Below are 15,007 nucleotides of genomic sequence, written 5' to 3'. Positions count from 1 at the left end.
TGCCGATCCGGCGCTGTTTTCCGCCTGCCACTTGTCACAATGTGCGCCCGAATTGGCCACATCTTTCGTTGGTCTTGGAAACAATGCCCCCGGTATTGGGCGAAATTGTGCTCGAATAAGGGAAAATTCTAGGGGTCGTGATGGTGACCCTGCGCCCGGTTGGCATGGCTGTGCAAGATACGCGCGAGCCCGGGTGACAGCGGCTGGCTGGCTGGGGTCATCATCAGACGCCCCATCAGGGCGCGGCAGGATTCTTCAAGCATCAACCGCTCGAATCGCTCGTGCCGCCAGGCCACCGCCGCGCGGTGCAGGCTGGCAAGAGCGGCGTCCTGCGCAAGCGCCCTGCGCTGCTCGGCCACCCGATCCGCAAGCGCGAGCACGGTCTTGTCCTCGACGGCGGCAAAGTTGCGCTCGGTCCAGTAATCCATGCCGAGTGTCTGATCGGAATGCACGGCACGGCCCCGGTCGGCCTTGAGGATGAAGCTTTCCATCGCGCCCAGCGGGTAGTGATTGAGCTGCGCCAGCTTGAAGTTCGAGCGCCCGTAGGTGGAAAAGATCCGCTTGGTGCGGAAATGCGGCTCCAGCGTGCGGCCTTCGCCATCGTACCAGACAGAGGTCTCGATCCGGGCCGGATCGGGATCGCGCGGGCGGTGCACGCCCAGCTTCCGGTAGGTGCCATCGTTGCGGTAAAGCGTCTTGAACATCGCCGCGCGCCAAGGCCAGACCATGTCCGCCGGGGCGGCGCGGGTGAACTGCTGCGTCACTGGCGTGTCGCGATAGCGCAGCACCCCGGCATTGCCGAACAGCCGCCATGTCAGGGTGATGGCGTCGGCGCGAGGCAGGGCTTTGATCAATGCGGGCAGAGTACGATTGCCCACGTGCACGTTGACGAATTCGTCGACGTCAAGCGGCAGCAGCCAATCGGCCTCGCGCACCGCCGGGCAATCATCGGCAAGGCGCAACGCGGCGAATTGCACGCCGCCCTCATGTGGGCCGTCGTTGCGGATATGGGTGACATGCCCGAGCTCTTGAAGCCGTTGCAGCATCAGATCGGTGCCATCTTCGCAATCGTTCGACAGCGCGACAACGTGGCTGACCCCCGCCACAAGGTGATGGGCCAGCCAGTCGAGCAGAAAGGCCGCCTCGTTCCGCACGCAAAGCACCGCGACGATCCCGGCCACCTACCAGCCCTTCCTGAACGTCACGACCTTTGCCTCCGAGGCTTTGGGGAAATAGCTCAGCCCCGCCCGGTGCATGGCATCGAACACCGCCTGAACGCCGCTCTGGCCGATCCACTGGGGGTGAAGTTCGATCACCGCGACACGCAGCCCGCTCCAGTCGGCGGCCGCAAGCAGCTCGGCCTCTGCCCCTTCGATGTCGCAGACCAGCACGTCGGGCGCGGTTTCCTTTAGCACGCGGCGCAGCCCGTGGCGGGGCACCTGCACGGTCTTTACGATGGTGTCCGGGTCGCTTTCACGGTCCAGCGACGAGCCAAGGAAATTGCGCCGCAGATGGAAATCGACCGGCGCGCCGTCTTCGGGCGACAGCAGGGCATTGCGCAGATCGACATTGCCCACGCCATTGGCGTCGTGCACGCTGCGGATATAGGGGATCAGCTGCGGATTTGCCTCGTAACTTACGACCGAGGCGACCTTTTTCTTCACCGAGAGCAGGGTCGACATATAGCCGATGCCGCCCCCGAGTTCGAGCACCCGGTCGCCTTGGCGCACCACGCGCATCACCGCATCGCATTCCTTGCGCTCGTAGAGCCCGTCGCGCAGCGCGCCGCGAATGCGGCCGGTGGTGATTTCGGGGTGCTTGGGGATTTTCAGGCCGCGCGAGCGGATGAAAGGGTTTGGCGCGTCCATCGCTCAGCTTTCCATGTCATGCGCTAGGGATTGCGCGACCCGCTCGGTGTCTGTCAGCTTCAGGCGGAGGGCCTGATCGTACAGCTCGGCGAATTCGGGGGTTGCGCGCAGTTCGGCGGCCTTGGCGCGGTGCCATGCCAGCCCGTGGTCATGCCAGCGCCGAAGCGCGGGGTCTTGCATCAGGCGGCTCATCTCGGCGCGCAGGCGTGGCAGGTTGCGTTGGATGCTGATGTCGCGGGCGCCGGACCAATCCATGCGGATCCAGTAGTTCAGTCCGATCGTGCGATCCACATGCAGCGCCCGCCCGCGCTGGCGTTTGACCAGAAAGCTTTCGGCACTGCGCAGGGCGTAATGGTTGAGCTGCACCAGATCATAGCCGATGGTCTTGCGTGAATTGCGCCAGCCGTTGCGGCTGGCCTCGGCGGTCATGTCGCGGCCCGAGCCGTTGACCCATTTCACCTTGTCTTCAAATCCTTGCATCAGCTTGTTCGGGCGGTGGCACGAGATCTTGCCGTAGGCACCGATGTTGCGGAACAGGCTTTTGAAACCCCAGGCGGTGTGCGGCTTGGGGCAGTAGCTGGGCGCGCAGGTCTCGAACTGTTCGATGACGGGGCGGTCGTGCAGTTGCGTCACGCCGCCATGACCGAACAGCCGCCAGGTCATGGCGATGTTGGTCGCATCGGGGGCGGCGGCGAAGAGATCGTCCAGCGTGCCATTGCCGCAGCGGATGTTGATGAATTCGTCGACGTCGATATGGGCGATCCAGTCCGCTCCGATCATCACCGGCTCGCGCAGCGCTGCATCCAGCGCGTGCTGCTGCGGAGACTTGCCCTGCCAGCCATTGTTGTCACGGTGCTGCGCAAGGCCAAGCTGATCCAGCCGGTGCAGAAGCTCGGTGGTGCCGTCCTCGCATCCGTTGGTATAAATGAGGAAATCATCAAAGCCGATGCTGCGATGATAGGCGAGCCATTCCAGAATATAGGGCGCTTCGTTTTTCATGCATCCCACGATGACACGGCGGTAAGCGCCTTGCCGCGTGGCGGGGGTAAAGGCGGGCTGCGCTGTCTGCTCGTCGATGTCGCCAAGCCGGTTGTGCGGCGCAAGCCCGGAGCGGCCAAGCCGGATCACCTGCGCCAGCGCCTCTGATGGCAGGTGCCGGGTTTCGGCGGGCGGGGCGGGGGGCTTGGGAGGTGCGGTCGCCTGCGATATGCGCCATCCCATCGCCATGAGATATTGCGTGGCGCGAAAGCCCTTGTCTGGCTCTGCCTCGACCCACGGCGCCTTCGGCTCTGGTGCCGCTGGCAGGCGCAGTCCCGGATGGGCCTGCGCAAGCTGGTGCAGATCCTTGGCAAACCGCGCTGAAATCGCGCTCAGGCTGCCCGGATCCAGCGGCGCGCCGGAGATCTTGATTTCTGTCAGCAGGCGGCGCCAGGTTCGGCGCGGCAAACTCTCGCCGCGCTGCGCCAGCAGCCGCATGAGCGCGTCGTTGAACAGGCGGCAGCGGGTCAGCCACGCGGCAGAGGGCGGATCTGGCAGGCGGGCCGGTTCGGCCTTGCCAATGCTCGGCGCAATGTCGAACAGAATGCGCAGATGCTCTGTCGCGCTTTCGCCATAGAGGCCGGGCAGATCGAGGCTGTGCAGCTGCGTCGCGCCATCGCCAAAAACCGCATCCCATTGCGCGCACAGCTGCGCGCTATCAAGCCAGTACACCGCGCCCTGCACATCGGGAAACTGGCCTCGCGCCGGGTCGGGCGCGCCATGGCTGGCCAACGCCGCCTGCCACCAGTTCGAAGCGCTCAGCAGCCCGAGTTCGAGGTCGAGCGAAGATGTCCGCCCCTCCAGCAGCTGCGCGGCATAGCGGCGGGCGAGCATCCGCGCCGGATCGTCGATCTGGGCGATGATGCGAATGTCGTCGGACAGCTGGGCAAGCAATTCGCGCAACCGGACCCGTTCGGCGTGGCTGGGCAGCGAGGTGCCAAGCTGGTGCGCTGACAGGATCAACGTGTCTGGCTGCGCCGCCGCGACCTCTTGCGCAAGCTGGGCGGCAACCTCGGCGCGCAGGGCGGCCTGCTGGTCGGGCCCGGCGTAGCCGCGATTGAAGCGCAACGCATCGACGGGGCCGCTGATCGCCATGAACAGCCTCGAATGATTGCGCGCGCCCGGCGATCGGGCATAGAGCACGCCCTTGCCGCGCAGCTGCGCGCGCTTGGCATCGAGCACCCGTTGCAGGCGGTCGGCGGCCTGCGCGTCTGGCCCGATATGGACAAAGATCTTCATGCCGAGCGGTTCTCATTGGCGCGGCCCCACCACGGCAGGCTCAGCCCAAGATGCGCCTCGATCCGGCGGGGGGCATCGGGCGCGGCGGTGTCATAGCACAGGTAGCGCGGATCGCCCGCGAAGAGGCGATCAAGAAAGGCGTAATGCTGCGTCACCCATTGCACCCGTTGCAGCCGCGTTTCGCCGTAACCGCGTGGCAAGCCGGGAACATTGCCGCGCGGCAGCCGGTCGGTGCCCAGATCGGACCAGCGCAGCATCGACTGCGCCACATCCTGCGGCGCGCGCCATGAGGCAACAAAGCGCAGATCGGGATGATGGTTGCGCAGCGCTTCGATCAGGCCGAAATCGGTCTGCGGCCACAGGCAGTAGGTCTGGTTCAGCACCGAAATCTCGGTCAGCGCGTCGATGCTGCCAAGCCGTTGCAGCGGATCACCAGAGCCGTAATAGCCATCGTAAAGTTGCCGCGCGACAAAGCTGCCAGCGATGGCCTTGTCGGGGCAGGAGCCCCGGCGCAGTCGAAAATCCGCCACCACCAGCCCGGCCTTTTCCAGCGCCACGGCCAGCGTCGTGGTGCCGGTCTTGGGCAGGCCAAGGTTGATAACCCGCACGCTCATGGGGCCAGCCCCAGTTCGCGCGCGAGCTCCAGCTCTCCGGGGGGGAAGGTGGGCAGCCCCTGTAGGTGTTTGCGCAGTGCAGCGTAGTGCGGGTCTTGCGCCAGTTCGGCCGCGCGGGCCCGGTGGGCGGCGACGCAGGCATCGTGCAGTGCGCCAACATGGGTTTTCATCTCGTCCAGCGCTTCAGTCAGCGCGGGAAGATAGCGGCGGATCGACAGATCCTCCCATGCGGGATCGTTGCGTTCGCGCCAGTAACTGTCGTCAAAAGCGCGCCCGTCGCGGTTCACATCGCCCCGGTCGTTCTTGACGAGATAACTGTCGAGCGAGCGCAGCGCGTAATGGTTCAACGTCGCGAAGCGCCGCGCCCCGGCGGCGGGGAACCGGCGCAGGCGGCGCGGGTTGGCGGCAGTCAGGAATTTGCCCGGCACCGCGCGGCCCGAGCCATCCGTCCAGGTCGGCGCGGGTGCTCTCTTGCGGGCAAAGGGCCGGTGCGCGCCGTAATAGTGCAGCGGGAAGTCCTTGCGCACCAGTGTCTTGACCTCGATCGCCGTGTCGGCGCACCACAGGTCGGGATTGTGCGAGCGGGGGAACTGGGCAATCACCGGGGCGTCTTCGAACCGCATAACGCCGAAATTGGCAAAGAACTGGAAGGGCACCGAAATTGCCTGTGGATCGCCGCAGGCCGCGATCAGCGCTGCAATGTCATGGCCGGGCACATGGATGTTGAGGAATTCATCCACATCCGCCACCCAGACCCAGTCCGCCCCGGCGACAAGGGGGTGTCTGGCGGCGGCCTTCAGCGCCTCCATCTGGTAATTGCGCCCCTGCGCCGGGTTGGGCAGATGCACCACGCCATACGCCCCCAGCGCATCGAGCAAGGCATCAGTGCCATCGCTGCAATCGTTGGAATAGATCAGGAAATCGGTCACTCCGATCAGCCGGTTGAAGGCGATCCATTCCAGCACGAATGGCCCCTCGTTCTTGACGCATGCTATCGCGGTGACGCGCAGGTCGTCTGCCCTGAATGCTGCCATGGTCCTGCCCGGTCTGCCTGAACGCCCGAAAGTTGATCCTTCGTGAGCTGTTCTAATGCCGAATCATCGCAGCTTGCTTAACGCCCGTCAATCGAGCCGCGACTTTCGGGGGATTGACCGGGGCGCGAAGGAACGGCACTCCGGTAGCCGAGGAGAGAGGAGACCCCCATGCAGATCCCCGCAAGCATCGACGAGGTGCAGGAAAAACTCGCAGGCGCGGGCTATGTCTGTGGCCGGGCGCTGGCCACGGTGGTGTTCCTGTCGCTGCGCCTTGGCCGGCCGCTGTTCCTTGAAGGTGAGGCGGGCGTCGGCAAGACCGAGATCGCCAAGGCGCTGGCGCTGATGCTGGGCCGCCGCCTGATCCGCCTGCAATGCTACGAAGGGCTGGACGCATCTTCGGCGGTGTATGAATGGAACTTTCCGGCGCAGATGATCGCCATCCGCACTGCCGAGGCGCAGGGCGGGGCCGACCGCGAGCTGTTGCAGCAGGAATTGTTCGGGCCGGATTTTCTGGTCGAGCGCCCGTTGCTGCAGGCGATGCGCCCCGATGCCAACGGCGCCCCGGTGCTGCTGATCGACGAGCTCGACCGCACCGACGAGCCGTTCGAAGCCTTCCTTCTGGAAGCGCTGAGCGATTTTCAGGTCACCATTCCAGAGCTGGGCACCATCACGGCCCCCGAGCCGCCCATCGTCATCCTGACATCGAACCGCACCCGCGAGGTGCATGACGCGCTCAAGCGCCGCTGCCTGTATCATTGGGTCGACTACCCCGATTTCGAGCGAGAGGTAGAGATCCTGCACGCCCGCGAGCCGGGGCTTGCCGAACGGCTCAGCCACGAGATCGTCGCCTTTGTGCAGGGGCTGCGCACCGAGGACATCTTCAAGAAGCCGGGCGTGGCGGAAACCATCGACTGGGCGAAATGCCTGCTGGCGCTGGATGTGGTGGATCTGTCGCCCGAGGTGATCTCGGACACGCTGGGGGCGATCCTGAAATATCAGGACGACATCGCGAAAATTCAGGGCTCCGAGGCGGCGCGGCTGCTGAACGAGGCGCGCAGCGGGTTGGATCGCGGCTGATCCGGTTGCACAATGGCGCTGGGCGGGGCATGACGCTCGGATCCTATGCGAGGCGCAAGACATGGCGAAGAAACCCGGCAGCGGCGCGGGCGGCAACACACCGACCGGCAAGAACACATCGGGGCGCGGCCAGCGCGACCTGAAGGTCAAGGTCAAGACCGCGCGCGGGCGCAAGCTCAGCTCGACCATGTGGTTGCAGCGCCAGCTCAACGACCCCTACGTCAAACGCGCCCAGATCGACGGCTATCGCGGTCGGGCGGCGTACAAGATCCTTGAACTGAACGAGCGGTACAATTTTCTCGTGCCGGGGGCGCGGGTGGTCGATCTGGGCTGCGCGCCGGGCGGCTGGTGCCAAGTGGCCGTTCCCCGCGTCAACGCGCTGGGCGAGCGGGCGGGCAAGGCGCAGGGCTTTGTGCTCGGCGTCGATCTGCAAGAGGTCGTACCGATCGCCGGGGCGGAAATCCACCAACTGGATTTCATGGCTGATGAGGCCGACGCTCAGGTCAAGGCGTGGCTTGGCGGCAATGCCGATGTGGTGATGTCGGATATGGCGGCCTCGTCTTCGGGCCACAAGCAGACCGACCATTTGCGCATCATCGCGCTGTGCGAGGCGGCGGCGGCGCTGGCCTTTGACGTGCTGGAACCGGGCGGCACCTTTGTCGCCAAGGTGCTTGCGGGCGGGGCCGAGCAAGGCTTGCAGGCGCTGCTGAAGAAGAGGTTCGACAAGGTGGCGAACGTGAAACCGGCGGCGAGCCGTTCGGATTCCTCCGAGAAATTCGTCGTTGCCATGGGCTTTCGCGGCCCGCAGGCCTGACCGCGCCTAGATTGGCGGCGGCGCGTCAAAGGACGCCGCGGCGTGATCGCGCAGGGCGTTGGCGATTTGCGGGGCGAGCAGGCCGACCGCTTCGAAACCGGGGGCGGTCTGCCGCAGGCTGCGCACAGAGGCGAGAGCGAGCAAAACAATGACCACCATCCTGTGTTACGGCGACAGCAACACCCGTGGCGCGCGGCCGATGCCGCTTGGCTGCGGTTTTGTCGCGACGGGGGATCAAGTGGGGGTCTCGCCGCAGGGCGGGGAGCACGCGCGGTCTGGCGCGGCGATGGCGGGCGTGCCCGCTTCGGCTCTGGAAGTACTGGCATGAGGGCGCTTGGGCTTTTGCTGCTGCTCTGCGCCTGCGCGGCCCCAAAGCTTCCTCCGGCGCCGCTGTCGCTGCGCGATGAGTCTGCGCCCATCGCCAGTCAGGTCGATGCCGGTCTGGCGCGGCTTTCCGGAGACTGGGTCGTCATCGAAGGCGCCGGGGTGCGGCCGGGCGCGCGCATCGCCGTGCACGATGGCCTGATGCGCATCGACGGTGCGCCGATGCCAATTGCCGACGAGGGTATGGGGCGCTTTCGGTTGGCCGGGCAGCCGATATGGGTGCACTGGATCGACGCAGACAACCGCACGGCGGCACTGGGGGAGCCCGGAGGCACGCGGGTGTGGATCATGGATCGCGGCGGAGCCCCGGGCGAGCGGCTGAGCGCCGCGCACGAGATCCTGACGTGGTATGGCTATGCGCTTGACAGAATGTTGCGCTGACATCCGCGCCGATTGGCATTAACATAGGTTAATACCCAGTCCAGTTGGTCGAAAGCGCTCGCAACTTCTTGCGAATTCACTCAAAACTTAATCCTTGGGTGCAACCTGCACCGCATGGGGCAAGACAAGAAGAGCAATGAACCGAGACTTTTCCCGCCTGTTGAGCCCGCGCTCCGTTGCCCTTGTGGGCGGCGAAGACTGGTGCCGTTCCGTCATCCGAAACCTGCGTGGCATGGGATATGTCTGGGACATCTGGCCCGTTCCGGGCAAGGACGGGGCCATTGACGGGGTGCGGTGCTTTGTCGGTATCGACCGGCTGCCAGCGCCGCCGGATCTGGCCCTGATCGAAGCGCATGGCGCGGCGGCTGTCACGGCGGTGTCGCAGCTGTCGGCGCGCGGCGCGGGCGGCGCGATCTGCGAAGGGCGAGCCGATGCCGGGGCGCTTGCCGAGGCGGCAGGGCAGATGGCGCTGCTGGGGCCGGAATGCCCCGGCCTGCTCAACGCGCTGGAACATGCGCCGATCTGGGCGCGCAGCCATGGGCTGCGCCCGCTCAAGCGCGGGGTTGCCATCGTGACCCGCAGCGCCGCCTTTGCCGAAGCGCTGTCGATGCAACGCCGCGGGCTGCCCATTGCCTGCATCACGGTGCAACCACAGGGTGGCGCACAGACCGGCATCTCGGCGCTTGCGCGCGCGCTGCTGGCGGACGAGCGCATCAGCGCGCTGGGCGTGCAGGCCGAGGATCTTGGCAGCCCGCAGGCGTTCATCGCGCTAGGACGCGAGGCCGAGCGGCTTGGAAAGTCGGTCGTCGTGCTGCGCGCGGGCGACGAGCGCGCCGCCACCGCCCTGATCGCGCGCGCCGGCATGGCGCGGGTGCGCAGCCCCGAAGGCTTTCTCGAGGCCCTCAAGATCCTGCATGTTCTGGGCGTGCTTCCGGCCAATGCCTTTGCATCGCTGTCCTTCAGCGGCACATCGGGCGCGGTGCTGCGCGATCTGGGCGTCGCGGCGGGGCTGCATTTCCCGCCCCTGACCGAGCCGCAGCGCATTGCGCTTGGCGCGGATCTTGCTCCGGGTGTGGCGCTTTCGAATCCGCTGGATGCGCGCTCGGCGGCGGGCACATCGGCGGCGCGCGTGTCGCGGATCATCGCCGAGGTGATGTCGGGAAAGGCCGTGCTGACGCTGTTGTCCATGGATCACCCGCGCGCTGATCGAAGTTGCGATGACAGCTGGAAACAGCTGGTCGATGCGGCGGCGGCGGCGCGGCGCAATGTCGGAATGCCGCTGGCGTTGGTCTCGACCTTGCCCGAGGGCATGCCCGAAGAGCTGGCCGAGGCGCTGATGGCGCAAAAGCTGATCCCGCTGTCGGGGCTGTCTGCGGCGCTTGAAGGGCTGCGCGCTTGCGTCGAACTGGGTGGGCCTCGGCGCATTCCCGAAGATATCTTCGTGCCGGATCGAAGCACGCCGCGCGTGCCCGAGGATGCCCATGCAGCGCTGTCAGAGCAGGGGCTGGAATTCCTCCCCGCCGGGACAGGCACCGCGGCGCCCGGCGTTCGGCTTGGCGTGGTTGCTGCTGGTGACTTTGGCTATGTGATGACCCTGCGCCGCCGCGCGCAATCGGTTTCGGCCCTGCTGCCGCTGCGCGCGGGCGAGGCAATGGCGCTGCTTGCGGGGCTTGGCGTGGAATCGCAGGCGATCGCTACGCTTGTTCCCGCGCTGATGACGGTGCAGGACTACGTTATCGCCCAGGACGGCGCGCTGGACGAGCTGCATCTGATGCTGCGCCTGCAAGAAACCGGTCGCCCACGTGCCTCAGGTTTGCAGATCCGTGCCGCCGGTGGCTGAACGAAACACAAGGAGGGCCGCAGCGTGGACCATCGAAATTTTCTGACTGGCCTGTTCGAGGCCGCCGTCGCCGCCGCAGACCCGCGCGTCGCGCTGGCCGGGGCACTGCCTGAAAAGCCAAAGGGGCGCACGGTCGTTGTCGGCCTTGGCAAGGGAGCGGCGCAGCTTGCCGCCGCTTTCGAGGATCTGTGGGATGGCCCGCTGACCGGTGTCGTGGTCACGCGCTACGGCTATGCCACGCCTTGCCGCAGCGTTTCAGTGCTGGAAGCCGCCCACCCGGTGCCTGACGCCGCAGGGCTGGAGGCGACGCAGGCGCTGTTCGCCGCTGTCGAGGGGCTGACCGAAGACGATCTTGTGGTGGCGCTGGTCTGCGGTGGCGGCTCGGCGCTGTTGCCCGCGCCTCCCGCCGGGCTGACGCTTGAGGATGAGCAGGCGCTGAACCGCGCGCTGCTGGCCTCGGGCGCGCCGATCGGGGTGATGAATGCCATCCGCAAACATGCCAGTGACATCAAGGGCGGGCGGCTGGCGGCAGCTTGCGCACCGGCGCGGGTGGTCAGCCTTGTGGTGTCGGACGTGCCGGGCGACGATCCGGCGCAGGTGGCGTCAGGGCCAACGGTGCCCGATGCGGTGGATGCCGACGCGGCGCTGCGGATGATCGCGGCGTGGAATATCTCACTCCCCGCCAATATTCTGGCACATATCCGCTCCGAGGCTTCGCGCGCGCCGCACCCGTCGGATGCCTGCTTTGCCCGCAACGAGGTGCGGGTGGTCGCATCGGCGCGCCTGTCGCTGGAGGCCGCCGCGCGCAAGGCCGAGGCCGAGGGCATTCCGGCCGCGATCCTGTCCGACAGCATCGAGGGCGAGGCGCGCGATGTCGGCTTTGTCCACGCTGCGGTGGCCCGTGAGATCGCGGCGCGCGGGCGGCCCTTTGCCGCGCCGGTGGTGCTGCTATCGGGGGGCGAGACCACGGTGACTCTGCGCGGCAAAGGCGGGCGCGGCGGGCGCAACACCGAATTCCTGCTGGCCTTTGCCCATGGCATCGACGGGGTGGCCACGGTTCAGGCGCTGGCCGCTGATACCGACGGCATCGACGGCAGCGAGGACAACGCTGGCGCCTTTGCCGATGGCGGCACCGCCGCTGCGCTGCGCGCCACGGGCGAAGACGCGATGACCCGGCTTGGCCGCAACGATGCATGGGGTGCGTTCGATGCGGTGGGCGCGATCTTTGCGCCGGGACCGACAGGCACAAACGTCAATGATTTTCGGGCGGTGCTGATCACTGCCTGATCCCGCGCTGCATGAAAAAGGCCCGGTGCTTTGCACCGGGCCAATCTGTTGCGTCTTGGCGTTTACTCCGCCGCCTGCTGTGCGGATTCCCATTCCGCCCAGGCTTCCGGCGTGTCGAGATCGACCAGCGCGCGCTGGCCGGGCAGGGCGACCTGCCGCAGTCGGTGCATGTTGGCGCTGAGCACGGTGCGCGCCCCCATATCGCCAGTCAGAGCGGTCAGCGCCGGAAAGCAGTCGGACGGGAACAGCACCGGGTGACCCGGCGTGCCGTCTTCGGCGGTGGCCCGCACCAGCACCGGGCGCGGCGAGCGACGATAGGTGTCGATCACGGCGCGCAGATCATCGGCGCAAAGCTCGGGCATATCCGCCGGCAGGACGATGACTGCCTCGAAACCATGGGGCATCAGCCCCACACCCCGCCGGAACGACGAGGACATGCCAAGATCCGCATCTGGCACCTCGACAATCTGAACCGGCAGGCCGGCGAGCGCCTGTGCGCGGGGATGCTGGTGGCCCGGCAGGGCCACGCAGACATGGTTTGCGGCGGCCAGAGCCGCCTCTGCCAACCGGCGCAGCAGCGGTTGGCCGCCCACGTCCATCAGCAGCTTGTCGGTTCCGCGCATCCGGCTGCTGGAGCCGGCGGCGGGTATAAGTACAGCGATTCCTCCCATGCGAGCCTTATACCGCAGGTTGCGAGGTGAGGGGGGATTTTTTGGCAGGGCAAACTTCAGACAAGTTTGCCCGAACAGGGCGAGTCCTTCGCTGCGGGGAGACGGGCGAATCGCGTCCGCTGACGGAGCGTGAGGAGTTGACTAGACTTCGTGAATCCATAAAATTGGAACACAGGTGAACAAAGATGTGGGCGGGGCTCAGAATGGTACTCGCGCGGAAACCCTCGATCGAGGACGAGCGGCTCGCCGAGCTGCGCAGTTTTGGCGTGCTCGATGCGGCAGCCGATCCGGCATTCGACGAGGTTGTGGATCTGCTGGCCACCACGCTCAAGGTGTCGGTCGTTCTTATCAGTCTTGTGGACGAAAATCGGCAGTGGTTTCGCGCCCGCCATGGCTTTGCGCCGTCCGAGACCCCGTTGAACCAGTCCATCTGTTCCCATGCCATTCTCGAGGATGGCCTGCTCGAGATCGAAGACACGCTGAACGACGTGCGCAGTGCGGACAACCCGCTGTGCTGCGGGCTGGTTTCAGACTTGCGCTTTTATGCGGGCGCACCGTTGATCACCCGCTCCGGGCATCGCATCGGCACCCTGTGCGTTCTGGACAACAAACCGCGCCGCCTGAGCGCTGCGGAGCGCAAGCTGCTCGAGGTGATGGCGCGTCAGGTGATGCGCCAGCTCGACCTCGAGCGCGCGCTGCGCAACAAGGAGATCCTGCGCGAAGAGATCGATCATCGGGTGAAGAATTCCCTGCAGACCGTCGCTTCGACCATTCGGCTGTACCGGGCGCGGATGCGCTCGGACGAGGCGCGCGAGGCGCTGGATGCGGTGGGGCGCCGGGTCGATGCCATCGCGCAGTTGCATGCCGAGCTGAACCTGACGTCAAAGATGCACCATCTGCGGCTCGACAGCTATCTTGAACGGGTTGCCCTGCTGCTTCAGCGCAACGCCCCCGATGCGGCGCAATTCGACATCGACGCCGCGCCGATTCAGGTCGACAGCCGGGTGGCGGCGGCGCTTGGCGTGATCGTCAATGAATTCGCCGCGAATAGCGGAAAATACGCGCGGCCTGCCAATGGCGAGGGCCTGCGCGTGTGCTTCGAGCTGCGCCGCGTCGGCCCCAACCGGATGACGCTCGTGTGCCGGGACAACGGCGCCGAGTGCGGGGATACAACGCAGGTGGACGAGCTGAACTCGGCCTCGCTCGGAGCGCGGCTGATGCAGGCTGCCGCGGCGCAGGTTGGTGGCACGCTGACCGAATGCCGGACGCCGCAAGGCTTCGAGCTGCGCTCGGAACTGCCGATCGACCTCGACGCCGGGGCCGAGGCCGATTCCGGCCAGATCAGCCCGCGGGCTGTTGCTGCACGAGGGGGCGCACCCGCAGCCGAGTGATGCGGTTGTGATCGCGCTCCATCACCTCGAACCGGAAGCCATGGAAGCTGAAGCGCTGGCCGGGGGTCGGGATCATCTGCGCCTCGTGAATGACCAGCCCGGCAAGCGTGTTCGCCTCGTCGTCCGGCAGCGCCCAGTCGGTGGCGCGGTTCAGGTCGCGAATGGTCATCGCGCCGTCCAGCCAGTACCAGCCATCGGCCCCCGCATTGACCTGATGCTCGGCGTCAGGGTCGTGCTCGTCGGTGATCTCGCCGACGATCTCTTCGAGGATATCCTCGAGGGTGATCAGCCCTTCGAGCGAGCCGTATTCATCGACCACCAGCGCGAAATGCGTGTGCTTCTTTAGGAAGTTGCGCATCTGGTCGGCAAGGGTGGTGGTGTCGGGCACGAAATAGGGCTTCATCATCACGTCGGTGATGCGGAATTCGCTCAGCGCTTCGGCGGCGTTGTCGCCGGCCTTTTCCATGGTGTCGTACATGGCGCGCATCAGGTCCTTGGCGTGGGCGACGCCGATGATGTTCTCCTGATCGCCGCGGTAGACCGGCAGGCGGGTATACGCGCTTTCGAGACATTTCTGAAGAATGACGCGCGGCTCCTGATCGGCATCGACCATCTCGATGTTCGAGCGGTGCAGCATGATCTCTTCGACGGTGCGCTCGGCAAGGTCGAGTGCGCCAAGAATACGGTCGCGATCTTCCTTTTCGACGACGCCTTCGGAATGGCCCAGTTGCAGCGCTCCGGCGATTTCCTCGCGCACGGCGAGCACCTGACTGTCCGGGTCGGTCTGCACACCGAAGACGCGCAGGATCAGCCGCACGATGGCGCGAATGGCGTTCACCACGGGCGAGAAGACAAGGACGATTATTCTGATCGGCCGCGCAACGCCCGCTGCGGCGGTTTCAGGGTTGGTGATGGCATAGGTCTTGGGCAGTACCTCGGCAAAGATCAGCACCAGAAAGGTCATGATCAGCGTCGCCATCGCAACGCCGCTGTCACCGAATATGGCGGTGAACATGGTCGTGGCGAGCGAGGTCGCAAGGATGTTGACGAGGTTGTTGCCCAGCAGCACCGAGCCGATCAGCCGCTCGCTGTCCTCGGTCAGCTTGAGCGCGGTTTCGGCGCCCTTCGAGCCGCGATCCTGCGCGGCGCGCAGTTTGCCGCGCGAGGCTGCGGTCAGCGCGGTTTCCGAGCCAGAGAAGAAGGCAGACATCAGGATCAGCAGCAAGATTGCGCCTGCGGTGATCCAGAGGGCGGCGTCGGTGGTTGTGGCGTCCATGATGTTCTTTTCGGTCTTCGGGGTCAGCTCTGGTTATGGGGGCGCAGCGGGGATCGATCAAGGGCCACGGGCGCAAAGCGGGGTGGCAAATTT

The 15,007-nt window shown here is 66.1% G+C and carries 14 protein-coding genes; 7 read left to right on the top strand and 7 right to left on the bottom strand.

All coding sequences use genetic code 11. From position 1 onward, the window contains the following. Nucleotides 1–128: 128 nt before the first annotated feature. The 5 genes from KO516_RS21660 to KO516_RS21640 are packed head-to-tail and all read right to left on the bottom strand — an operon-like array spanning nucleotide 129 to nucleotide 5,769. Nucleotides 129–1,181, bottom strand: a complete 1,053-nt coding sequence (locus tag KO516_RS21660; protein WP_216005866.1) for a glycosyltransferase family 2 protein — start codon at nucleotides 1,179–1,181, stop codon at nucleotides 129–131. Then, nucleotides 1,182–1,868, bottom strand: a complete 687-nt coding sequence (locus tag KO516_RS21655) for an FkbM family methyltransferase (RefSeq protein WP_216005865.1) — start codon at nucleotides 1,866–1,868, stop codon at nucleotides 1,182–1,184. Nucleotides 1,869–1,871: 3 nt separating this feature from the next. Continuing rightward, complete coding sequence (locus KO516_RS21650) at nucleotides 1,872–4,145, bottom strand: glycosyltransferase family 2 protein (RefSeq protein ID WP_216005864.1); 2,274 nt, start codon at nucleotides 4,143–4,145, stop codon at nucleotides 1,872–1,874. Beyond that, complete coding sequence (locus KO516_RS21645) at nucleotides 4,142–4,759, bottom strand: sulfotransferase family protein (protein ID WP_216005863.1); 618 nt, start codon at nucleotides 4,757–4,759, stop codon at nucleotides 4,142–4,144. The genes KO516_RS21650 and KO516_RS21645 overlap by 4 nt, the downstream gene beginning before the upstream one ends. Beyond that, the gene (locus KO516_RS21640; RefSeq protein ID WP_216005940.1) at nucleotides 4,756–5,769 is read right to left on the bottom strand and encodes a glycosyltransferase family 2 protein; all 1,014 of its coding nucleotides are present in this window, start codon (nucleotides 5,767–5,769) and stop codon (nucleotides 4,756–4,758) included. Before KO516_RS21640 ends, KO516_RS21645 begins: the two co-directional genes overlap by 4 nt. Nucleotides 5,770–5,961: 192 nt before the next feature. Here KO516_RS21640 and KO516_RS21635 point away from each other — a divergent pair, with 192 nt between their 5' ends. From KO516_RS21635 to KO516_RS21610, 6 genes are all read left to right on the top strand, one after another. Continuing rightward, nucleotides 5,962–6,870 carry a MoxR family ATPase gene (locus KO516_RS21635; RefSeq protein ID WP_216005862.1) on the top strand — a complete coding sequence of 303 codons (909 nt, stop codon included), beginning with the start codon at nucleotides 5,962–5,964 and terminating at the stop codon, nucleotides 6,868–6,870. Nucleotides 6,871–6,931: 61 nt separating this feature from the next. Continuing rightward, the gene (locus tag KO516_RS21630) at nucleotides 6,932–7,684 is read left to right on the top strand and encodes an RlmE family RNA methyltransferase (protein WP_216005861.1); all 753 of its coding nucleotides are present in this window, start codon (nucleotides 6,932–6,934) and stop codon (nucleotides 7,682–7,684) included. A 148-nt stretch (nucleotides 7,685–7,832) separates the two neighbouring features. Further along, nucleotides 7,833–8,012 carry a hypothetical protein gene (locus KO516_RS21625; RefSeq protein WP_216005860.1) on the top strand — a complete coding sequence of 60 codons (180 nt, stop codon included), beginning with the start codon at nucleotides 7,833–7,835 and terminating at the stop codon, nucleotides 8,010–8,012. Further along, nucleotides 8,009–8,449, top strand: a complete 441-nt coding sequence (locus tag KO516_RS21620) for a lipocalin (RefSeq protein WP_216005859.1) — start codon at nucleotides 8,009–8,011, stop codon at nucleotides 8,447–8,449. The genes KO516_RS21625 and KO516_RS21620 overlap by 4 nt, the downstream gene beginning before the upstream one ends. Before the next feature lie 136 nt (nucleotides 8,450–8,585). Continuing rightward, complete coding sequence (locus KO516_RS21615) at nucleotides 8,586–10,289, top strand: CoA-binding protein (protein ID WP_216005858.1); 1,704 nt, start codon at nucleotides 8,586–8,588, stop codon at nucleotides 10,287–10,289. A gap of 24 nt (nucleotides 10,290–10,313) precedes the next feature. Then, entirely contained in the window at nucleotides 10,314–11,576 is a 1,263-nt protein-coding gene (locus KO516_RS21610; RefSeq protein ID WP_216005857.1) for a glycerate kinase, read from the top strand. A 62-nt stretch (nucleotides 11,577–11,638) separates the two neighbouring features. On the opposite strand, the gene KO516_RS21605 is transcribed toward KO516_RS21610, so the two are convergent. Next, nucleotides 11,639–12,247, bottom strand: a complete 609-nt coding sequence (locus tag KO516_RS21605) for an NTP transferase domain-containing protein (protein WP_216005856.1) — start codon at nucleotides 12,245–12,247, stop codon at nucleotides 11,639–11,641. 203 nt (nucleotides 12,248–12,450) lie between these two features. Between KO516_RS21605 and KO516_RS21600 the strand changes: the two genes are divergently transcribed. Beyond that, nucleotides 12,451–13,638: a histidine kinase dimerization/phosphoacceptor domain -containing protein gene (locus tag KO516_RS21600; protein ID WP_216005855.1), complete on the top strand. Its 1,188-nt coding sequence runs from the start codon at nucleotides 12,451–12,453 to the stop codon at nucleotides 13,636–13,638. Here KO516_RS21600 and KO516_RS21595 read toward each other — a convergent pair. Further along, nucleotides 13,589–14,914, bottom strand: coding sequence for an HlyC/CorC family transporter (locus tag KO516_RS21595; RefSeq protein ID WP_216005854.1), 1,326 nt, complete (start codon nucleotides 14,912–14,914; stop codon nucleotides 13,589–13,591). The two genes, KO516_RS21600 and KO516_RS21595, sit on opposite strands and share 50 nt — an antisense overlap. Nucleotides 14,915–15,007 lie beyond the last annotated feature (93 nt).

The organism is Citreicella sp. C3M06 (assembly GCF_018860705.1).
Lineage (GTDB): Bacteria > Pseudomonadota > Alphaproteobacteria > Rhodobacterales > Rhodobacteraceae > Salipiger.
The sequence above is the reverse complement of the archived record's forward strand: the minus strand, read 5'-3'. Positions and strand labels throughout refer to the sequence as shown.